Genomic DNA, 20220 nt, shown 5'->3' with positions numbered 1-20220 from the left:
CGCGCGCCCCACCCCCGCCCCCCCCCCCCCCCGCAGGTTTAGGTGGGGGCCCAAGTTTTGTGCGGGTTTTCCGTTGCGCCGGCCCGCGCGGGCCGACGAACGTCACACGCGTCGTCGGGACTTCGGCGGCTCGGGCGGCTTCAGGGTGCCGATGCCTGGACGTCTTCCGCGGGCCTGCTGTGTTTGCGACATGTGCCGGCTACAGGCACGGACAACAACAGTCACCTACTTGACCGGTGACGCACTCACTGCCATGATTGCGTCACCTTCTCAACCGGTGACGTTGAATGCGTGGCCGGGAGGTGTCCCAAGACCCTTTGACCCAGATGGGGAGCATCAGCCATGGCAGTCACCTACACCGCCGTTGTCGACGTCGACGGAGAGGGCCGGAACGGCGGTCACGTCCGCTCCGCCGACGGTCTGCTGGAGACCAGCCTCGGTCTTCCCAAGGAACTGGGCGGCGCCGGCACCGCGACCAACCCCGAGCAGCTCCTTGCCGCCGGCTGGGCCGCCTGTTTCCTCGGCGCGCTGCGCCGCGCGGCGACGCTGCGCAAGATCCGGCTGACCAGCACTTCCATCACTGCCGAGATCACCCTCACGCACGGCGACGACGACACGTTCTCCCTCTCCGCGGTCCTCAGCCCCGTCCTCGGCGGCGTGGACCAGGCCACCGCCGAGACGCTCGCGAACGCCGCCCACCAGATCTGCCCGTACTCCAGGGCCACGCGCGACAACGTCCCCGTGACCATCAATGCCAGCGCCGCCTGACCCGTCCCTCCCCACCCAGACCGCGGGTCCCGCGTTCCCCCCGGCGGGACCCGCACCGTCTCTTTCACACCCACCCACCCACCGGAGAGCGAGGACAGGGCGTGGCCTCCAGCACGTACGTATCCGAAGGCAGTCGCCGTCGTCCTGTCTCCGGCCGTACTCCCGCGGTCACCGGCGAGTGGCCGCTCCCGAGCGCGGCAGGCTCGAAGGAGCGCGCATGGCCCACCGACACGCAGGTGTGGAGCTGGGCCCAGAGCGTGGTCTCTGCGGGATGCGGCCCGTCCGTCACCGACTTCCTCTGACGGTGCGCCGAGCGCGACATGTACGGGCAGACCCGGGACGGTGAAACGGTCCGGCTGCGGGCCCGGCACGCCGTGGCCGCGGGCACAGGCAACAGCGCGGCGCGGCCACCGCCCCGGTGTCCGAAGCCCTGAGGCCCTGGACCAGCCGGGAGGCGACGAGCGCCCGGAAGCCGCCCGGGTTCGTCTGGCGGTCGTCGGCGCGGGTGTGGTGGGCGCCGGGATGGCCACCGGCTGGCAGGCGTTGGGCAGCCGGGTGACCCTGCTCGCCCGAGAGGACGGGCTGTTGCCCCGCATGGAGCCCTTCGCGGGGGAACTCGTCACCGAACGGCTGCGGGATCCGGTGCGGACGTGCGGTTCGGCGTCATCGAGACCAGTCGCTGGGCACCGCACAGCGGTACGGCCGACACCGAGGCCGTCCCGGGCGTCGTCTTCACAGACTCAGAAATCGCCTCCGTGGGACTGACCGTACGTGAGGCCGAGAGCACTGGTCGCGACGTCGAGGTCGACGGCTATGAGAGCGGACGCTGGTGACGAGGAGGGACTCATGATCAGCGCGCACGGTCTCGCCCGCTCGTCGTCCTGGGCCTGTCGCCGGAAGCGTCCGGTCCCGGGCGATCAGGTTCTCGCGTACGTCGCGCCGGGCGACGCGGACTCCGGGAAGGCGGCGCCGTGTCAGCCGGCCGAGTCCTCACCGCTGACGGTGTACAGGACGGAACGCTGCTGCTTGTGACGCCGGATGCGCCCCTTGGCGACCAGAGCCTCGAGGGTGTTCCGAACCACCTGAGGGGTCGGGTTGCGGTCCGGGTGCTTCGTCAGGAGTTCGTCCCGCAGCTCCTTCGCCGGGCGCGGCTCGTCGTGCTTGCCGAGCAGTTCCAGCAGGAGGTCACCGAGCAGAGGCTGCCGCGACTTCCCCTTCGTGCCGGACTTGGGCTCGTGACCCGCCGGAGCGGACCTGGCCGGGGCCGCGCGTCGCGCGCCGGCGCCGCTGGACGCTCGCTTCCCCTTCGTGGCGACCGGCTCGTCCTCCGACTGCTCGGGCAGTCGGGACGGGTCCGCGAACCCCTCGTACCGCTGAGCGAGGTTCAGGATGTCCGTCAGGAGCGCCTCCTCCCGCTTCAGCATCGTGAGCCGCTCGGTCAGCTCCTGCTGCAGACGGCGGTTCTCCTCAAGATCCGACGCGGCGTGGTCCACCAACCGGGTGGCGGTCGACTGGTTGGTCACAACGGTTTCACTCCCTCGATATGAATGTTGCTGCGCATGGTACCTACGCCCAGGTGCCCTGTGCGGATAGGTGTGGAGGCCGGACATAGGCCGGTTTGCTTGTCTTTCACGATATACGCCTATGTCCCGGTGTATACATGGGGTGGCGGCTCCTCTCCGGCCGTTTCAAGGCGCCGGCCGGCCCCCTCCACGACGTTCCTCGCGCACGGACTGCCTGGCACGTGTGTCGTGGAGCCTTCCGACGAACATTTCCGACGAACATGTTCCACTGCCGGCTGTCGCCGTCCTTGACGATCACCGCTGGTCCTCTTGTCGCGCTCGGGCCTCGAAGGCCCTTCCACGGGACCTCGGTGACATCACCTCATATGACCCGCGCGAGAGATTGACACATGTGTGTCGCGGACGACTCTAATATGGTTAACACGTATCTTTCGCGAGGTGTGCAGACTCGCCCGGGGGTACATCCGACCTCCGGTCTCCGTACGACAGAGAACCAGGATGGTTCAGAACACTATGGCTACGCCCCTCACGGCTGTGTCCGGGTCGGATCTGCTCGGCACGATCATGCGGGAACACCGGGACGGCCTCGTCGCGTACGCCGAGAAGATGTTGGGTGACCACGGGCTCGCCGAGGACATCGTGCAGGAGACCATCATCCGGGCCTGGCAGAACATCGACCGCCTGGTCGGAATGGAGGGATCCGTCCGAGGCTGGCTCTTCACCGTCACCCGGCACCTGGTCATCGACTGGGTGCGCAAGCCCCACGCCCGGAAAGAGGTCGTCGGGGTCACCTACAGCGAACCCGCCTCGGGCACCGACAGTGCCGAGGCGGTGCACGACGCCCTGGCGGTCCGGCCGCTCCTGCGCCGGCTGTCTCCCGAACACCGCGCCGTGCTGGTCCACATATACCTGCGCGACCGCAGCATCAAGGAGACCGCGGGCATCCTCGGAGTGCCGACAGGAACGGTCAAGAGCCGTCAGCACAACGCCTTGCGCAAGCTGCGCGCAGGCGGGCACCGGCGGCTTCTTCCGGAAGGGTGAACCCCCGGCCCTGTAAGGGAAATCGCGCCACTGCTTGATCTTGTCGATGCAGCGTTCGATGGTGTTGCGCTGCTTGTACGTGTCGCGGTCGAAGGCCGGAAAAGAACGCCGGAGTGTCGTTCACCGTGGGTCGGCGCGGTGCGGCGGAGACGGCGGCCGGGACGGTCCGGGAGCTCCTGGAGTTCCTGGAGCGCACGTCCGCCGGATCGTGGAGGCGGCCCACCGGCTTCCGGCGGCATCGCCCCGGGGCGCCTCCTCCAAGAGGTCAGTGCGCCGCCGGGGCCTTCTTGCGGGCGCGGTACGCGGCCGCCTTCGACTTGTTGCCACAGGACTCCATGCCGCACCACTGGCGCCGCATTCCGCGGGACCGGTCGATGTAGACGCGCGTGCACTCGGGGTTGCCGCACTCCTTCAGCAGCGGGACGTCCGGGCCGCTGAGCAGCTCGACGGCCTGCCGGGCGACGGTGGCCAGGGCCTGCTCGGGAGTCGCGTCGGTGTGCCGGCCCGCCACGGTGAGCTGAGGCGTCACGGGGGCCTTGCGCGCAGCGGCGTTGAGGAGGGCGAGCGCTTCGCGGTCGAACTCCTCGCCGAGGCGACGGTCGGTGATGAGCTGGTAGAGGGCCTCGCGTACCTTGATCGCCTCCCGGACGTCGTTCTCGTCGCCGGGCGTGATCGTATCCACGAGACCGGACTCCAGATACCAGGCGTTCAGCCGGTCCGGGGCCACGAACATCTCGAACCGGGTCGAGCGCCGGGCTCGGAGCGTGGCCGCGAAGTCGAGAGCCGGGTGTCCGCAGACGAAGGCATGGTTGAGATTCACGTCACCATCTTGACAGGTGACTCCGATGGGGTGCAAGGGTGGATCACCGGTCCGGCCGGTGCCGCCGGTCAGCGCGCGACCGGGACCGAACCCTGCCCCCCCACGAACGTACGTATCAGGACCGGGCCGACGCCGCCGCCTCCCGTCGCCGGTCGTGCCCCGGCTCCAACCTGATCTCGCGGCCCTGCCAGCGGCGCCGTAGCCAGCGGTCGTGGCTGGCGATCACGATCGCGCCAGGACCGGAGCCGAGGGCCTCCTCCAGTTCGTCGCACAGGCGGGGGGAGAGGTGGTTGGTCGGCTCGTCGAGCAGCAGCAGCTGAGGCGGGCGGGCCACGAGCAGCGCCAGTGCCAGGCGGCGGCGCTGCCCCACGGACAGCTGTCCGACCCGCTTGTCCAGGTCCGCCTCGTGCATCAGGCCGAGCGAGACGAGCGGCACCTTCTCCGCACGGGCCGAGCCCAGCGACAGCTCGTACGTATCGCGGACCGTGCGCCCGGGCCGCTCGAACACGGTGTCCTGGGTGAGCAGCCCCACCGTCAGGCCACGCTGCCTGCGTACCTCGCCCTCGGCCGCGAGCCCTCCGGCGAGCACGGCGAGCAGCGTCGACTTGCCCGCCCCGTTGCCGCCCGTGACCAGCAACCGCTCGGTCGCCGCCACCTCCAGGCCGGCCAGCGTGAGCCGCCCCGGCACGCGTACGTCGCGCAGCGCCACCAGCGGCTGCGAGCCCTCCTCCGCCCGCGCCGCCAGCTCCCCGGCGGCGAACCGCAACGGAAGCGGCGGCTCGGCGACCCGGGTGCGCTCCAGTTCCTCCAGGCGCCGGGTGGCGTTGCGGACCCGACGGGCGATCTGGTTCTGCACCCGGCCCGCGCGGTGGCCGTAGCCCATCTTCTCGTTGTCGGTACGGCCGCGGTCCGGGGCGACCCGATGCGCGGTCACGCCCACCGCCTGGCGAAGCTCGTCCAGCTCCTCTTGCTCCTCGGCGTACCGCCGCTCCCAGCGTTCACGCTCGGCGTACTTGTACGACAGATAGGCGCTGTAGTTGCCGCCGTAGCGGACCGGTCCGTCCATCGCCGGGTCGAGGTCGATCAGGTCGGTGCAGACGGCGTCGAGGAACGCCCGGTCGTGGCTGGCGATCACCACGGCTCCGGGCAGGGCGCGGACCTGCTCCTCCAGGAAGGCGGCCGCTGTGTCGTCGAGGTGGTTGGTCGGCTCGTCGAGGAGCAGCGCCGCCGGCCGCCGTACGAGCAGCGCGGCCAGCGCCAGTCGGCCGCGCTGCCCGCCGGAGAGCGACCCGAGCGGCCGGTCGTGCGTCACCGTGCCGAGGCCCAGACCGTCGAGGACCAGGGCGGCACGGCGGTCGGCGTCCCAGGACTCCCGGTCCTGGGCCTGTTCGAGCCGCCTGCCGTAGGCGTCGAGGAGTTCCCGGTGGCCGGGGTCGTCCTCCGGGAGGTGGGCGAGCTCCTCGCCGAGGCGATCGAGCTCCGCGAGGTCCTCACGGGCCTCGCGGAGCGCCTCGTCCAGCACCGCGGCGACGCTCGAGCCGGCGTCGAAGGGCATCTCCTGGTGGAGGAAGCCGAGGCTCCCGGGGCGGGTGACACTTCCCGCGTCGGGTGCGTCAACGCCGGCGAGCACCCGCAGCAGGGTGGACTTGCCGACGCCGTTCTCCCCGATCAGGCCGATGCGATGGCCAGGGGAGGCGGTCAGGGAGAAGCCGTCGAGGACTCGGCGGCCGCCCAGGTCACGGACGAGGTCATGGGCGAGCAGTGCGGGCTGGGGCATGGGTGTCCGTCCGGTGTGATCGGTGGGCGGCCCGCCGGGCATTCGGCCTCGGGCGCGGGCCATGTCACACGTCGGCGGTTCACACCACGGGGGCTCCCGTCTCCTTGAGCACTCCGTCCGCCAGCCGCAGCCAGCGGTTGATCCCGATCCGGGAGAGGAACCGCTCGTCGTGGCTGACCACCATGAACGCGCCCTGGTAGGAGTTGAGCGCGCTCTCCAGCTGGCCCGCGCTGGCCAGGTCGAGGTTGTTGGTCGGTTCGTCGAGCAGGAGCAGGTGAGGGGCCGGCTCGGCGCACAGCACGCAGGCCAGGGTGGCGCGCAGCCGTTCGCCGCCGGAGAGCACGCCGACGGGGAGGTGGGCGCGCGGGCCCCGGAAGAGGAAGCGGGCGAGCAGGTTCATCCGCTCCGCCTCCGGCCGCTCGGGGGCGAACCCGGCGAAGTTCTCCGCCACCGTGAGCTCCAGGTCCAGCAGGTCGAGGCGCTGCGACAGATAGGCGATCCGGCCGTCGCCGCGCTTGATCTCTCCGCTGTCCGGGGCGAGATCACCGGTGATCAGACGCATCAGCGTGGTCTTCCCGGCGCCGTTGGGACCGGTCAGCGCGATGCGCTCCGGGCCCCTGACGGCCAGGTCGACGCCGCCCGCGGCGAAGACGTCCTCGTCACCGAGCCGCACCCGCATGCCCTCGCCGAGGAACAGGTTGCGGCCGGCGGGCACCCGGGTGTCGGGCAGCTCCAGGGTGAGGCGTTGCTCCTCGCGCAGCGCGCGTCCGGCCTCGTCGAGGCGGGCCTTGGCCTCGCTGACCCGGCCGGCGTGCATCTGCCCGGCCCGGCCCGCGGACTCCTGTGCGCCCCGCTTCATGTTGCCGGCGAAGATACGGGGCAGACCGGCACTCTTGAGGTTCCTGGCGGCGTTGCTCGCCCGGCGGTCGGCGCGTTCGCGGGCCTGCTGCATCTCCCGCTTCTCCCGCTTGAGCTCCTGCTCGGCGTTGCGCACGTTCTTCTCGGCGACCTCCTGCTCGGCGCGCACGGCCTCCTCGTACTCGGTGAAGTTGCCGCCGTACAGGCGCAGTTCGTCGCTGCCGAGCTCGGCGATGCGTTCCATGCGGTCGAGGAGCGCACGGTCGTGGCTGACCAGAAGCAGGCAGCCGTTGAAGTCCGTCAGCACGTCGTACAGCCTGTGCCGGGCCTCCAGGTCGAGGTTGTTGGTCGGCTCGTCGAGCAACAGCACGTCAGGACGCCTGAGCAGCTGGGCGGCGAGGCCGAGGGAGACGACCTGCCCGCCGCTGAGCGTGCTCAGGCTGCGGTCCAGGGTGAGGTCGGCCAGGCCCAGGCGGGCGAGCTGCGCACGGGTGCGCTCCTCGATGTCCCAGTCGTCGCCGATGGTGGTGAAGTGCCGCTCGTCGACGTCGCCGGACTCGACGGCGTCCAGGGCGCGGATCACCTTGGCGATGCCGAGCACCTCGGCGACCGTGAGGTTCCCGGCCAGGGGCAGGCTCTGCGGGAGGTAGCCGAGCGTGCCGCTGACGTGCAACGAGCCGCTGGAGGGCTTGAGTTCGCCGACGATCAGCTTGAGCAGGGTGGACTTGCCGGAGCCGTTGGGGGCGACCAGGCCCGTACGGCCGGGGGCGACGCTGAAGGAAAGGTCGTGGAAGACCGGAGTGTCGTCGGGCCAGGCGAAGGAGAGGTTCGAGCAGACGATGGCGGCGTCGGACATGAAGAGACCTCGGAGGTACTGAGGGCGGAGCTTGGTTCTCTGCCCTGGGCAGACATGGGGAAAAGGGGTACGACGAAACGGACCACTGCGGCAGCGCACCTCGGCGCCGGCCGGTGGCCGTCAGATCCGGATCTCACCCGGAGATGTCGTCGTCACCCACCACGTCTGCGACTCCTCGTTGAACGGTCTACGTCACGCGCAAGCCTAACAGCTCGCCCTGCCGTTTGCGCGGCCGCCAACACATGTGGGTGTGGGGTGTCGTTGACAGTGGGAAGGGTGCATGCCACGATCGTCACCTGTTGAACCGGTGATGAAATCCGGGATCCGGATGCTTCACACGTGTCGAATCCGTCGTATGGCGACACATCTCTCCCGGAACGTCACTACGTGAAGGAGTGCATGACCATGGCACGAAAGCCGGAGCCAGGGGCCGAGGGCGGAGCGCCGATGGGACGGCGGGCGATGCTGGGCATGCTCGGCGCGGGCGCCGCGTCGCTCGCCCTCGCGTCCCCTCTCCAGCGCGGCTGGGAGAAGTTCCTCGCTGCCGCCTCCCAGGCCGACTCGACCGGACTGACCGGACTGCTGCCCAATCCGGGCGGCTTCCGGTACTACAGCATCGTCGGATCGGTACCGCACAAGGACGAGACCAACTACGCGCTCAGGGTCAACGGCCTGGTGGAGAAGCCGAAGACGTACACCCTCGCCGACCTGCGCGCGATGCCCCAGACCCGGGTCGTCGCCGACGTGCTCTGCACCGACGGATGGCGCGTGGACGACACGCCCTTCGAGGGGGTGAAGCTCGCTGACATCCTCGACGCCTCCGGGGTGCGCTCCGAGGGCACGGCGGTCCGCTTCACCTGCTTCGATGGCGCCTACACCGAGAGCCTCACCCTGGAACAGGCCCGTCGCTCCGACGTCCTGGTGGCGCTGAACATGCAGGACAAGCCCATCACGTACTAACACGGCGGCCCGGTCCGGCTCTTTGTGGCCCCCATGTACTTCTACAAGTCGGCCAAGTGGCTGTCGGGCATCTCGGTCACCGACAAGGTCGTTCCCGGCTTCTGGGAGGAACGCGGTTACCCGATCGACGGCTGGCTCGACGGAGCGGACCGGCACAGTGACGCAGCCTGAGACCTCCGGCCGTGTCCGTCGCTTCAGTACCGCTGAACGCTGGATCCACCGGGCCACCGGCTACCTGATGCTGGTCTGCCTGGTCACGGCCGCCTGCCTCTACTTCGGCCCGCTCGCCCAGCTCGTCGGACGGCGCCACCTGATGGTCGTCCTGCATGAATGGTCGGGCATCTCGCTGCCGCTGCCCTTCCTGCTGGGGTTGTTCTCGGCCGACTTCCGTGCGGACCTGCGCAGGCTGAACCGGTCCGCGGTGTACGACCGCCAGTGGCTGGGGGCCGTCCGCAGGCGACGGACCTCGCTGGAGGCGCGACCGGCCGGCAAGTTCAACGCCGGGCAGAAGCTCTACGCGGGCTGGATCGCCGGTGCCGTGCTGGTGATGATGTTCACCGGACTGCTGATGTGGTTCATGGGGCTGCTGCCCCTCATCTCCCGCACCAGCGCGATCTTCGTCCACGACCTGGTGGCCTGGGCGATCACGTTCGTCGTCATCGGGCACATGCGCAGGGCCCTTGAGGATCCGGAGTCGAGGCTCGGGATGCGCACGGGGTACGTCAGCCGGTCCTGGGCCGAGGAGCACCACTCCGAGTGGCTGCGGGAGTTGCGTTGACCGTATGCCTGGACACGGACATCCCCCGGTGTTTCCAGGCCGTCGAATGACGTAACGCGTCGGTGCGCGCGGCCTTCGACGGCCATGGACACGGACCGTCAACTGACGCTTCTCCGGCGGCCGGCAAGCGCTCAGAGTGGTAACCAGCCGTCGATGCGACGAAAGTGACACCTTCCCATTCGTCACCGGTGCAACCGGTGACGAGATCCCGATCAGTCTTCGGTATGCCGTGAGCCTTCGCTCCAGCCGCCGGTCCTGCTCCTCTCCCCAAGCGCATACGTGTCGCCTTCGACCACCTACACCACCTACTTTCTGGATGGAACCCATGAGACGACGACTTCTGACCGTCCTCGCCGCCGGTGTGCCGCTCGCCGCGGCCCTGTACCTGCCGACCGCGTCCGCGGATACCCAGACCTCTGCCACGTCCACGCCGCTCGACTGCAGCACCGTGCCGCTGAAGGCCCCGGACGGCACCGAGGTGGAGTCCGTGACGGCGGTCCCGCAGCCGGGCGGCACCATCAAGGGCACCGGCATCCTGAAGGGCGAGGTCACCGGCGTCCCGGCCTTCTGCGAGGTGACCGTCACCCTCACCCACCCGGGCGACGGCGACCACGCCAAGGTGACGACCTGGCTGCCCGAGCAGGGCTGGAACGGCCGCTTCCAGGCGATCGGCGGCGCCGCCTACCTCGCGGGTGACAACGGCGTCGGGCTCGGCACCGCGGTCAAAAACGGCTACGCCGTGACCACCACGAACGCCGGCGTCGGTGACGCCCTCGACGTCAGCTGGGCGCTGAACGGGGAAGGCCAGGTCAACAAGGCGCTGCTGGAGAACTTCGCCTCCCGCTCCCAGCACGAGGCGGCCGTCGTCGGCAAGGACGTCGTCGCCGCGATGTACGGCAAGCGCGCCTCGTACGCCTACTTCACCGGCTGTTCCACCGGCGGACGCCAGGGCTACATGGAGGCCCAGCGCCACCCCGACGACTACGACGGCATCCTCGCCGACGCGCCCGCGATCAACTGGGACGAGTTCGAGATCGCCACCCTGTGGCCGCAGGTGGTCATGAACAACGAGAAGACCTACCCGACCGGTTGCGAGCTGGACGCCTTCACCAAGGCCGCCGTCAACGCCTGCGACACGCTCGACGGCGCCAAGGACGGCCTGGTCAACGACGCCTCCCGCTGCGACTTCGACCCGCGCCGGCTGATCGGCACCAAGGTGGTGTGCGACGGCAGGGAGCTGGTCATCACCGCGGCCGACGCGGCTGTGGTCCGCAAGATCTGGGACGGCCCGCGCACCACGTCCGGCAGGAAACTGTGGCCCGGTGTCCCGGTCGGCGCCGACCTCAAGGGCCTGGCGGCCACCATCCCCGGCACAGACGGAGCCCTCAAGGGCGCGCCCTTCCCGGTGCCCGCCTACTGGGCCGCCAGCTGGGTGAAGAAGGACCCGTCCTTCGACGTCTCGACGATCACCTACAGCCAGTTCACCGAGCTGTTCAAGCAGTCCCAGGCCGAGTACGACGAGATCATCGGCACGGACGACCCCGACCTGTCCGCCTTCCGCGACTCCGGCGGCAAGCTGTTGACCTGGCACGGTGACGCCGACGAGTACATCCCCGCCCAGGGCACCGTGAAGTACCGCAAGCAGGTCGAGCGGAAGCTGGGCGGCACCAAGGCGGTCGACGACTTCTACCGTCTCTTCATCGCCCCGAACACCAGCCACTGCGGCCTGAACGGCCAGGACGGTTCGGCCGACGGCCTCGCCGCCCTGACCGCTTGGGTCGAGGACGGCAAGGCGCCCAAGACGCTGCCCGCCACGCTGATCAACGCCGACGGCGAGCGGGTCGCACGCAACCTGTGCCGCTACCCCAAGGTGTCCAGCTACAAGGGCTACGGCGACCTGGCCGCCGCCTCCAGCTTCCGGTGCGTCGCCCCGTCCTGGCGGTGACCGGGCCCGACGACGGCAGGCTGGCCCCCGCGACCATCCGCCGGCGCTGATCGACGCGGTGTCCTCGCTGATCGACTACCGCGCGACCCCCGACTGCTCCGAGCGCCGGGTCACCGCGTTCAACGGCGTGCTGAGCACGCTCGCCGGCGTCGCGGTCGGCATCGCCGGCGCCGGCGGCGAGACACCGGTGCTCCATGTGTTCGGCGCCTGGGCCGTCGTCTCCGGTGCCGCCCAGGTGATCGTCGGAGTACGCCGCCGGGGCCCCGAGTTGGGCAGACAATGGCCGACCCTGATCTCGGGCGGGCTGTCCTTCGTGGTCGGCATCTTCTACAACATCCAGGCGGCCGGCGGGAACTCCTCGCTGGACGTGCTGTCGGTGTACGCCACTGGCGGCGGCGTGTGGTTCATGCTCCAGGCCCTGCTGCTGGGCTGGAAGTCTCGCCGGCTGCGCACCCGGACCGCCTGACCTTGTCGCGAAACGCACGTCGACCCGCGCCCTCACGGGCGCGGGTCGAACCACTTTTTCCGGGCCGCGCTATGCGAGCGGCTTGAGGGCGAGGCTGTCGTGTACAGCGGCCCCGGCCGGCATCGCGCCGCACGAACACAACGTCACGTGAGACGACTTCTGGGCCTTGATTGGTGGGTGCGCGAGCCAGTTGCCTGCCGCGCTGGACCAGCAAGGCCGACAGGTAGATGACGATGCGTCAGTCCGTCAACCTGCGGTGTCCGGGGGGCGGTGGGACCCGGGGTGTGGTCCCACCGCCCCCCGAACGGTGTCAGCGGACGGTCGCGCGGGCGGCCCGTTCGATGACGTCGGCGACGAGGTGGGGGTGGGAGACGGCGACCGAGTGCGAGGCGGCGATCTCGGTGGTGTGGGCGCGGGCGCGCTTGGCCATGAAGCGCTGCACGGCGGCCGGGATGTTGAGGTCGCGGGTGGTGACGATGTCCCAGGTGGGCTTCGTCTTCCAGGCGGCCGTGGTGGCCTTCTCCCCAAGGGCGGCCTGGGCGATCGGGCGCTGCGCCGCGGCCATGAGCGCGGCCTGTTCCGCGGGGACGTCGGCGGCGAACTGCTGGTGGAACTTGTCCTGCTGGATGTACAGGTCGGTGGCGGCGGAGCCGTCGGCCTGATGGTAGGTCACCGGGTCGAGGGCGCCGGGGAGGGTGGAGCCCGGGAACTTGTCGGTCAGTTCGAGGGCGCTCTCGCCGGGGGCCGGGAGGAAGGCGGCGACGTAGACGAGGGCCTTGACGTCGGGGTCGTCGGCGGCGGCCTGGCTGATGACGTTCCCGCCGTAGGAGTGGCCGACGAGGATCTTGGGGCCCTTCACATGGTCGAGGACCGTGCGCAGGGCGGCGGCGTCGGAGGCGGGGCCGCGCAGTGGGTTGGCGGCGGCGACGACGGGGTAGCCGTCCGCGCGCAGATCCTCGATGACGCCGTTCCAGCTGGAGCCGTCGGCGAAGGCGCCGTGTTCCAGGACGATCGTCGGCTTGGTGTGACTGGCGGCCTCGACGGTCCCTTCCGCGCCGTTGGCAGTGCCGCCGCCGAGGGTGAACGCGCCGAGCGCGAGCCCTGCCGTGAGCGACGCCGCCACACCGGTCATCAGTCGCTTGCGTCCAATCTTCATGCTCACCACGGAATATCCCTTCAAGGTGTTTCGACAACGGGACGGAACGACCCGCCGTTCAACATCACCGCTTTGACCGGTGATGAATCTGTCAGTTGGTTCCGTCACCCGTCAAGATGGTGACGGAGTTTCGGTGCGCCGGCACGCCGCTGTGCATCGCCAGAGGCGGCCCGGCGATTCCCCAGGAGCGGGTCGCCTCGCCGCGTGCGGCGTGGCTGGGGCCGCGCAGTGCGCCCGTCTCGGGTCGGCTCCCTGCTCAGAGGTGATCGGCGTCGACCACGGCCTGGGCGAAGGTGGTCGGCGCCTCCTGCGGCAGGTTGTGACCGATGTTCGCGACGGTGCGGTGCGCGTAGGGACCGGTGAAGTGGTCGCGGTAGACCGAGCCGTCACCGGGCGGGGTGAAGGGGTCGAGGGCGGGGTCGAGGGTGACGGTGGGAACGTGGATGGGCGGCTGGGCGGCGAGCTGCTTCTCGTAGCGGTCGTAGCGGGCCTCCCCGTCGATCAGGCCGATGCGCCAGCGGTAGTTGAACAGGACGATCGCGGCGTAGTCGGGGTTCTTGAACGCCTCGGCGGTGCGCGCGTAGGTGGCGTCGTCGAAGTTCCAGTTGGGGGAGACGAGGGTCCACACGAACCGACACAGCGCGATGCGCTGCTCCTCGTTCTCCATCGTCTTCTTGCCGCGGTCGGTGGCGAAGTACCACTGGTACCACCAGTTGTGCTCGACGGCCGCCGCGGCCGGCTCCAGCTGCGCCTTGCGGTTGGTGATGACGTATCCGCCGGTGGAGACCAGGGCCTTGACGCGCTCGGGCCACAGCGCGGCGATGATGTCCGCGGTCCGGGAGCCCCAGTCGAAACCGGCCAGGACTGCCTTGTCGATCTTCAGGGCGTCCATCAGGGCGATGATGTCGAGCGCGATGGCAGACTGTTCGGCGGTGCGAGGAGTACGGCGCGACAGGAACCGGGTGGTGCCATGGCCGCGCAGATAGGGAACGATGACGCGGTAACCCAGGTCGGCGAGGAGCGGGGCGACGTCGACGTAGCTGTGGATGTCGTACGGCCAGCCGTGCAGGCAGAGGACGACCGGGCCGTGTGCGGGCCCGGTCTCGGCGTAACCGATGTCGAGCACGCCGGCCTTGACGTGCTTGTATGTGCGGAATTCGGTGTGGCTGCCGGGGATGCTGCTCGGCACTGTGGGAACCGGCTTGCCGCCGGGCCCGTGCGAGGCGGTCGCGGCGAGCGCGTCGGTCTGCAGGCCGGTCAGCGAGACGGCCGCCGCGCCGCTGCCCAGGCCGACGGCCTTGCTGAATGTGCGCCTGTTGATCATGTGAAGTCCTCCGTCGTTCGTTTCGGTCTCCGGCCTGTGCCCGGAGCCCATGGCAGAGCTGCGGTACGAGATCGTCATGTCTGGTGTGGTGAACGGGTGTCAGGTCCGGGACTTCGCGGCGCGCACCGCTTCGACCAGGGGTACCGGTCCGGACGGTTGACTCCCGCCCTTGTCCACGCCCGTGCAGGGGACATCCACCCATTGGCTGGTCCCCGCCCCGAGGAAGCGCCCCCTCGTACTTCCGGCGGGGTGGCCGTGCTCCGTGTCCCGGCCGCCGCCTCGTCCCGACACGGCGCGGGAAACACAAGCTACCGCCCGGGCCCGTACGGCCGTCGTCAGTCGGAGTGCGCCCCGGGATTCCGGAGCAGGTCGGCGGTGGCGGCGGCCCAGTCGATCGTGGCGAGCTCATCGCCGGCGGGAACCAGTTCGTAGGTGGAGGCCAGCCACTCCTCCAGCGGCGCCGCGGGCACTTCGAACAGGGCCGCCGTGTCCCTGGAGGTCAGTTGAAGCCAGGCGGTGGCCCGGTCCTCGTACCGCGACGGCCACATCCGTACGTCACCGGAGCCGCTCGCCGAGTGAAGTCCCCGTTGCAGGAGGTCGCGGCCGATCCGCCACAGCACCCGCGGGCCGCCTTGGACGAGGAATTCCACGCACACGGCCAGGGGCGCCTCCGGGGCGAACCGGAACTCCGCCCTGACGGCTTGTCGGGAGGAGACGCCCAACACGCGCTCGACGTGCAGGATCAGCTCAAGGCGGCCCTTCGGCATCGCTCGGCGGGCCTGTACACCGGATCGGTCACCGCTCATGATGTGGGGATCTCCCTCTGCGACGAAAGCTGGCCGGGCCTACTCTCGTCGGCGCGGGAGCGCCGTGCGTAAGTCATTTGACCGCCGAGGATCGCCGGTTTCGACGGTGATCAGGCAGCGAGGGACGCCTGCCGGCCCGACCGTCATCCGTATCCGCACGCTTCGCCCGGGCGGTCTCCACAGGGGCACTTGGGCGTTCGGGGCGCTTCGGGCACCGAGGGCGATCGACGATTGAGTCATTCGACTGTCGCCCCCCGATCCGCGCCTGGACGATCCTGGACCTGTCGTCGGCGTGTCAGGGCCGGCTGGTCGTCATGCTCGGAGGAGCCATCCGTGAACCGCACTCCAGTCGTCTTCATCCATGGCACCTGGCTGCACGCGCTTTCCTGGGAGCCATGGGCGGAGCGTTTCGCCGGTCGGGGGTTTCTCGCCCTCACACCAGGCTGGCCAGGTGAGGCCGCCACCATCACGGAGATGGGAACGCCGTCCGAGACGCTCGCGGGCATCCGCCTGGACACGCTGATCGACCACTACGCGGAAGTCATACGTTCATTCGAAGCCGCGCCGGTGATCGTCGGCCACTCGGTGGGCGGCCTCATCGCGCAGCATCTCATCGGAGCCGACATCGGCCGGGCCGCCGTGGCCATCGCACCCGCCCCCGTCAATGGCATCCCGCTGCCCGACTCCTCGGCCCGGTTGTGGACCCCTGACCAGGCGGATGCCGCCGGAGACCTGGTGTCCCTGTCTCCGGCCCGGTTCCACCGCGACTTCGCGAACGCGGTCGAGGCAGAGGAGTCCCACCGGCTCTTCAAGCGCTACGTCGTGCAGGCGCCCCGCCGTCTGGTGGCCGACCTCGGCCTCGCGGGCGGGGAGCGCAGCCCGCGCGCCGTGGCGGACGTCGGCAACGCGAACCGCGGCCCGCTCCTGCTGATCTCCGGGCAGGAGGACCGGCTGGTGCCCGACGCCGTCACGCGCGCGGTGTACAAGGCGTACGGCGACTCGACGGCCGTGACCGACCTGAAGCAGTTCGCGGACCGGTCCCACTCCCTGATCATCGACAACGGATGGAGATTCGTCGCCGACTACGTGCTCGGCTGGCTTGAGGAACGGGGTCTCCGTGCCCACACCTCGATGGGCTGACACACGGTCACACGTTCTGGCCGTCGGACAGCTTGGTCAGGGCGTCGCGCAGGGCCGCGCGTGCGGTGATGCCGAGTTTGGGGAAGACGCGGTAGAGGTGTGAGCTGACGGTGCGTGGCGACAGGTGCATGCGTTCGCCGATTTCCTTGTTGGTCAGGCCGCTCGCGGCGAGGTCCGCGATCCGGCGCTCCTGCCAGGTCAGCGGGGTGAGATATGCCGAGGACGCGAGTGCGGGGGTACCGGTCGCGCGGAGTTCGGCCCGGGCACGTTCGGCCCAGGTGGTCGCTCCGAGCCGTTCGAAAGTCTCCGCCGCCAGGGCCAGCGGCCGTCGTGCCGCCCTGCGTCCCTGGGCGTGGCGATGGCGGATGCCGCGGGCGAGCCGGATGCGGGCGAGTTCGAAGGGGAAGTCGGCACCGGCGGGGTGGGCTTCGGCGCGGTCGTAAAGTGCCTCGGCCTCGGTGGGATCAGTGCTGGTCATGGCGAGGGCGCCGTAGGTGACCAGGGCGAGGCGGGGGGAGATGTCGGGGAGGCCCGCTTCCTGGGCGGCGAGGGCGTGCTTGCGGGCTTGTTCGGCGCGGCCGGTGTGGAGGGCGGCTTCGACGAGATCGAGAAGGGTACGGGAGGCCTGGTGGGCGTACGGGGCGAAGGAGCCGGGCGACGTGAGGCCGATGGCATGGAGGTAGGCGGCTTCGTAGTCGCCCTCGGCGAGAGCGGCGGCGGTGCCGATGGCGTCGGCGATCTGGGTGAGGAATCCGACGCCGCGGGGGCGGGCCCAGGCATCGACCAGGGCCTGCAGCTCCCGGGCCTCGTCGACCCGGCCGCGCAGAGCGGCCAGCAAGCCCACGTACGCATGAGTGTGGTAGACGAACAGACCGTGCCCGTGCGTCGTCGTCAGCTCCAGGCAACGTCGGCCGGTCCGCTCGGCCTCGTCCCACTCGCCCACCGCGATCTGGTCGAGCATGATCAGGTGCAGCATGGTCATGGCGTCGGCCAGGGCCCCCGCCTCCGCCTCGCGATCCACGGCGCGCTGCAGAATCGGCCGGTACCGGCTCAGCGTGTCCACGTGGTAGGAGGCGGCACCGAGCCGCGTGATGTCCCACGGTTCCAGGTGGAGGCCGGCGTAGGCGCGTTCCACCCGCTCCCGCACACCGGCGCCGCGACGCACCACGTCGCCCCAGGCGTCCTGGTAGATGCGTGAGTACGAGTGCACCAGATCGCCCAGCGAGTCGAGCAGCTCGTGAGTCCGTTCCCACCAGACCTCGTCACTCGCGTACTGGTTGATGGCCAGCAGCAGGTCGACCAAGCGAGTGAGCACCTCGTCCGGTTCCCGCGGCCCGCTGTCGCGCATGCTCTCGATCGCCGCGAAGACCTGCCGCTGCGCGGACCGGATGTCCCCGCCCTCGAAGAACGCGACATAGCCCGACGCCACCACGGAGTCCGGGGAAGCGTCCGTACCCGACCCGGTGCCCGCGCGGAGCAACTGCTGCGCCTGGTCCAGCTGGCCGGAGTGCCCGGCGATGTACGCCGCGCTGCCCAGCCGCCTGGACCGTTCCTCGTGGTTCTCGCTCAGCTCCGCGGCGCGGGTCAGCCACGTGATGGCGGCCAGCGCACCGCCACGCCGCGTCGCGGAGTCCGCCGCCGCCTCCAGGACGGCCGCCACCTCCTCGTCCGGATCGACCGTCGAGGCCGCCAGATGCGTGGCCCGCCGCTCGATGTCGTCACGGTGCACGCGGGCGAGAGCCGCGTGAGCGGCCCGCCGCTCGTTGGGCGTCGCCATCTGGACGACGGTCGAACGCACCAGCGGATGCCGGAACACGAAGTCGCCGCTCAGCGCGTCGATGTCCAGCAGACCGGCGGCCACCGCCTCGTGGGCATCCACCATGCGGTAGCGCGCGCCTCCCGTGGGGCCGGTCGCCGTGCCGGCACCGACGCCGTCCAGAGCGCCGTGCAGCAGCGCCGCTCGGACGTTGTCGCCGAGGGCTTGGATCCGGGCGCCGTACACCTTCTGGAGACGTTCGGGCAGTGGGATGGCGGTGTATCCGAACAGTGCCTCGTGTGTATGTCCGGCCCGGTTGCCGCGCACGTACGGGGGTAGTTCCAGCAGGGCCAGTGGGTTGCCCTGGGCCTCGTCCAGAATCAGCCGGCGGATCCGGGAGTCGAGCTCCGGGTGGCGCATGTCGAGGAGTTGCTCCGACGCCGTCCCCGAGAGCGTGGTCACCGCCAGTTCCGGAAGGGCGGCGGTGTCGAAGCCCGACGGCACGCCGGCACGCAGGCCGACGATGAGCTTCACCGAGCCGGCGGTGAGCCGGCGCCCCACGAATCCGCACACGTCGGTGCTGGAGGTGTCGAACCACTGGCCGTCGTCGAGCACCAGCAGCAGGGGCTGCTGCGAAGCAGCGAGGGACAGGAGGTCGAGGACGGCGATGCCAAGGGTCATGACCGAGGGAGGCGAGCTCTCGCTCCGGCCGAAGACGACGTCGAAGACCCTTCGGTGGCTGTCGTCGAGCCGGTCGATGGAGGAGAGCAGCGGGTACAGGAACTGGTGCAGGCCCGCGAACGGCAGCTCCGACTCGGCCTCGACGCCGGCCGCCCTGATCACTCGGTGCTTCTCGCTCTCGGCGACGCCCGCGACGTGGTCGAGCAGGGCGCTCTTGCCCACACCCGCGTCGCCGCGCAGGACGAGGGCCCGGCCTCCGGCGGCCGCGACGAGCTCGGACAGCACCGCCTGCTCGCGTTCGCGGCCGACCATCGCTCTTCCGATCGACTCCATCGTCCCCTACTTCCTTCCCCGTTGAAGCAGCCTTGTCCGAACGCCCGTGCAGTTCACGCGTACAGCACCCTACGGCGTTCGTCCCAGAGATACGTGCGGATGTGTGGAGATATGTGCTTGCGAGGCCGCCGCTGCGTCAGGACGTTCCGATGCCGTGCAGAAACGTGTCGACGACGACGTCGGCCGCCTGGCCAGGGCTCAGCTCGGCGCTCTGTCGGGACACCAGGTTCATGAGCTGCGGCAGCAGCGCGCTGGCCCATCCCGCGGGAAGACCGGGCCGGAGCAGTCCTTCGTCGGTGGCGCGTTGGAGGAAGGCGTCGACTTCGCGTACGGCGGCGTCGCGGCGTGTGTGGACGGTCTCGTCGGCGAGCATACGGGCGAGGTCGACGGGCCAGGTGCGGTTGACGGAGATGATGTTCTCGACGTAGCGGTGCAGGGCGACCGCGACGGGTGCCTCGCGGAGCCGTGCGTCCTCGATGGCCCGTTCGATGGCCGTGAGGCGCGCTGTGTAGATGGCGGCGAGGAGGTCCTCGCGGGAGTCGAAGCGCCGGTAGACGGTGCTCCGGTCCACGCCCGCTTCGGCGGCGATGCTGGCGATGCTCACGCTGGGATCGGCGGCGAGCATGCGGGCTCCGGTGGTCAGGACTGCTTCCAGGTTGCGCGCTGCGTCGGCTCTCACCGTCCCGAGTCTAGCCAGGAAGTGTGGCGCCTGAGGCGTCTACAGCCACTTGCATGTGGAGCGCTGCCAGTTAAGCACCACATTCGAGCCGCAGATAGCAGATCTGTCGGACCTTCGATCCGGAACGGCGGAGCGCCGGCCCTTCACGCCTGAATGTGCCGCCAATGCCGGTGATCAACTGTTCTTCAAGACTCTTATGTTTCGTCTACAACCAGAAGTGCTACATTGGAGTTGCATTTAGACGCGGGGTCCGAACGGACGGGACCGATGCCACCAGAAGGGAGAAAGCGCGCGTGATCACCTACGACCGGCTTTTCATCGGGGGATCCTGGGTGGAGCCGAGCGACCCGGAGCTGCTGGACATCGCCTCGCCGCACGACCGGTCGGTGGTCGGTCGTGCCGCGCAGGCGCGGCCGGCGGCCGGGGGGGGCGCGGGGGGGGGGGGCCCGGCCCCCCCCGCGCTCTCACACACCCCCCCCCTCGCCCACCCCCCCCCGCACCACCGGGTGCCGCGTGCGCCCCCCGGCCAGGTCCCGGTCGGCGACGCCCTCGC

At 70.1% G+C, this 20220-nt stretch carries 14 protein-coding genes and 3 pseudogenes; 8 read left to right on the top strand and 9 right to left on the bottom strand.

Going from position 1 to position 20220, the window contains the following annotated elements; genetic code table 11:
• Window positions 1-342 precede the first annotated feature (342 nt).
• Window positions 343-768 (top strand): Ohr family peroxiredoxin, encoded by a 426-nt coding sequence (locus ACWEJX_RS34110; RefSeq protein WP_451611289.1) that lies wholly within the window; start codon window positions 343-345, stop codon window positions 766-768.
• 338 nt (window positions 769-1106) lie between these two features.
• Window positions 1107-1577 (top strand): annotated as a pseudogene (locus tag ACWEJX_RS34105) (FAD-dependent oxidoreductase); the annotation flags it as partial.
• A gap of 165 nt (window positions 1578-1742) precedes the next feature.
• Here ACWEJX_RS34105 and ACWEJX_RS34100 read toward each other — a convergent pair.
• On the bottom strand, window positions 1743-2291 hold the full coding sequence (locus ACWEJX_RS34100; RefSeq protein ID WP_451611288.1) for a hypothetical protein: 549 nt from the start codon (window positions 2289-2291) through the stop codon (window positions 1743-1745).
• Between the two features lie 513 nt (window positions 2292-2804).
• On the opposite strand from ACWEJX_RS34100, the gene ACWEJX_RS34095 reads away from it, so the two are divergent.
• Window positions 2805-3332, top strand: a complete 528-nt coding sequence (locus tag ACWEJX_RS34095) for a sigma-70 family RNA polymerase sigma factor (RefSeq protein WP_451611287.1) — start codon at window positions 2805-2807, stop codon at window positions 3330-3332.
• 265 nt (window positions 3333-3597) lie between these two features.
• Here the strand turns inward: ACWEJX_RS34095 and ACWEJX_RS34090 are convergent, their stop codons facing one another.
• From ACWEJX_RS34090 to abc-f, 3 genes are all read right to left on the bottom strand, one after another.
• Entirely contained in the window at window positions 3598-4152 is a 555-nt protein-coding gene (locus tag ACWEJX_RS34090) for a CGNR zinc finger domain-containing protein (RefSeq protein ID WP_451611286.1), read from the bottom strand.
• Between the two features lie 115 nt (window positions 4153-4267).
• Window positions 4268-5929: an ABC-F family ATP-binding cassette domain-containing protein gene (locus tag ACWEJX_RS34085; RefSeq protein ID WP_451611285.1), complete on the bottom strand. Its 1662-nt coding sequence runs from the start codon at window positions 5927-5929 to the stop codon at window positions 4268-4270.
• Between the two features lie 79 nt (window positions 5930-6008).
• On the bottom strand, window positions 6009-7643 hold the full coding sequence (abc-f, locus tag ACWEJX_RS34080; RefSeq protein WP_451611284.1) for a ribosomal protection-like ABC-F family protein: 1635 nt from the start codon (window positions 7641-7643) through the stop codon (window positions 6009-6011).
• A gap of 462 nt (window positions 7644-8105) precedes the next feature.
• Between abc-f and ACWEJX_RS34075 the strand changes: the two are divergent.
• The 4 genes and pseudogenes from ACWEJX_RS34075 to ACWEJX_RS34060 form a co-directional block, all read left to right on the top strand.
• Window positions 8106-8774: pseudogene (locus ACWEJX_RS34075) on the top strand (molybdopterin-dependent oxidoreductase).
• The gene (locus tag ACWEJX_RS34070) at window positions 8761-9381 is read left to right on the top strand and encodes a cytochrome b/b6 domain-containing protein (RefSeq protein WP_451611283.1); all 621 of its coding nucleotides are present in this window, start codon (window positions 8761-8763) and stop codon (window positions 9379-9381) included. The pseudogene ACWEJX_RS34075 and the gene ACWEJX_RS34070 overlap by 14 nt, the downstream one beginning before the upstream one ends.
• Before the next feature lie 325 nt (window positions 9382-9706).
• Window positions 9707-11326 carry a tannase/feruloyl esterase family alpha/beta hydrolase gene (locus ACWEJX_RS34065; protein WP_451611282.1) on the top strand — a complete coding sequence of 540 codons (1620 nt, stop codon included), beginning with the start codon at window positions 9707-9709 and terminating at the stop codon, window positions 11324-11326.
• A gap of 46 nt (window positions 11327-11372) precedes the next feature.
• Window positions 11373-11792: pseudogene (locus tag ACWEJX_RS34060) on the top strand (DUF308 domain-containing protein); the annotation flags it as partial.
• A 310-nt stretch (window positions 11793-12102) separates the two neighbouring features.
• Here ACWEJX_RS34060 and ACWEJX_RS34055 read toward each other — a convergent pair.
• From ACWEJX_RS34055 to ACWEJX_RS34045, 3 genes are all read right to left on the bottom strand, one after another.
• Entirely contained in the window at window positions 12103-12948 is an 846-nt protein-coding gene (locus ACWEJX_RS34055; protein WP_451611281.1) for an alpha/beta fold hydrolase, read from the bottom strand.
• Between the two features lie 256 nt (window positions 12949-13204).
• Window positions 13205-14272 (bottom strand): alpha/beta fold hydrolase, encoded by a 1068-nt coding sequence (locus tag ACWEJX_RS34050; protein WP_451611280.1) that lies wholly within the window; start codon window positions 14270-14272, stop codon window positions 13205-13207.
• A 335-nt stretch (window positions 14273-14607) separates the two neighbouring features.
• Window positions 14608-15078, bottom strand: coding sequence for an SsgA family sporulation/cell division regulator (locus ACWEJX_RS34045; RefSeq protein ID WP_451611279.1), 471 nt, complete (start codon window positions 15076-15078; stop codon window positions 14608-14610).
• Window positions 15079-15411: 333 nt separating this feature from the next.
• On the opposite strand from ACWEJX_RS34045, the gene ACWEJX_RS34040 reads away from it, so the two are divergent.
• Window positions 15412-16218 (top strand): alpha/beta hydrolase, encoded by an 807-nt coding sequence (locus tag ACWEJX_RS34040; RefSeq protein ID WP_451611278.1) that lies wholly within the window; start codon window positions 15412-15414, stop codon window positions 16216-16218.
• 7 nt (window positions 16219-16225) lie between these two features.
• On the opposite strand, the gene ACWEJX_RS34035 is transcribed toward ACWEJX_RS34040, so the two are convergent.
• Together ACWEJX_RS34035 and ACWEJX_RS34030 are read right to left on the bottom strand one after the other, a co-directional pair.
• Window positions 16226-18988 (bottom strand): helix-turn-helix transcriptional regulator, encoded by a 2763-nt coding sequence (locus ACWEJX_RS34035; protein ID WP_451611277.1) that lies wholly within the window; start codon window positions 18986-18988, stop codon window positions 16226-16228.
• A 136-nt stretch (window positions 18989-19124) separates the two neighbouring features.
• A complete protein-coding gene (locus ACWEJX_RS34030) occupies window positions 19125-19613 on the bottom strand; it encodes a TetR/AcrR family transcriptional regulator (RefSeq protein ID WP_451611290.1) in 489 nt (162 codons plus the stop codon).
• Window positions 19614-20220 lie beyond the last annotated feature (607 nt).

It is taken from the genome of Streptomyces sp. NPDC004788 (assembly GCF_053601115.1).
This window is presented reverse-complemented; position numbering and strand designations above follow the sequence as displayed.

What these genes read in the sequence shown, in the direction of transcription:
- ACWEJX_RS34110 (WP_451611289.1), top strand. Translation starts at nt 343, where the DNA reads ATGGCAGTCACCTACACCGCCGTTGTCGACGTCGACGGAGAGGGCCGG.
- ACWEJX_RS34095 (WP_451611287.1), top strand. Translation starts at nt 2,805, where the DNA reads ATGGCTACGCCCCTCACGGCTGTGTCCGGGTCGGATCTGCTCGGCACG.
- ACWEJX_RS34085 (WP_451611285.1), bottom strand. Translation starts at nt 5,929, where the DNA reads ATGCCCCAGCCCGCACTGCTCGCCCATGACCTCGTCCGTGACCTGGGC.
- abc-f (WP_451611284.1), bottom strand. Translation starts at nt 7,643, where the DNA reads ATGTCCGACGCCGCCATCGTCTGCTCGAACCTCTCCTTCGCCTGGCCC.
- ACWEJX_RS34065 (WP_451611282.1), top strand. Translation starts at nt 9,707, where the DNA reads ATGAGACGACGACTTCTGACCGTCCTCGCCGCCGGTGTGCCGCTCGCC.
- ACWEJX_RS34055 (WP_451611281.1), bottom strand. Translation starts at nt 12,948, where the DNA reads ATGAAGATTGGACGCAAGCGACTGATGACCGGTGTGGCGGCGTCGCTC.
- ACWEJX_RS34050 (WP_451611280.1), bottom strand. Translation starts at nt 14,272, where the DNA reads ATGATCAACAGGCGCACATTCAGCAAGGCCGTCGGCCTGGGCAGCGGC.
- ACWEJX_RS34045 (WP_451611279.1), bottom strand. Translation starts at nt 15,078, where the DNA reads ATGAGCGGTGACCGATCCGGTGTACAGGCCCGCCGAGCGATGCCGAAG.
- ACWEJX_RS34035 (WP_451611277.1), bottom strand. Translation starts at nt 18,988, where the DNA reads ATGGAGTCGATCGGAAGAGCGATGGTCGGCCGCGAACGCGAGCAGGCG.
- ACWEJX_RS34030 (WP_451611290.1), bottom strand. Translation starts at nt 19,613, where the DNA reads ATGCTCGCCGCCGATCCCAGCGTGAGCATCGCCAGCATCGCCGCCGAA.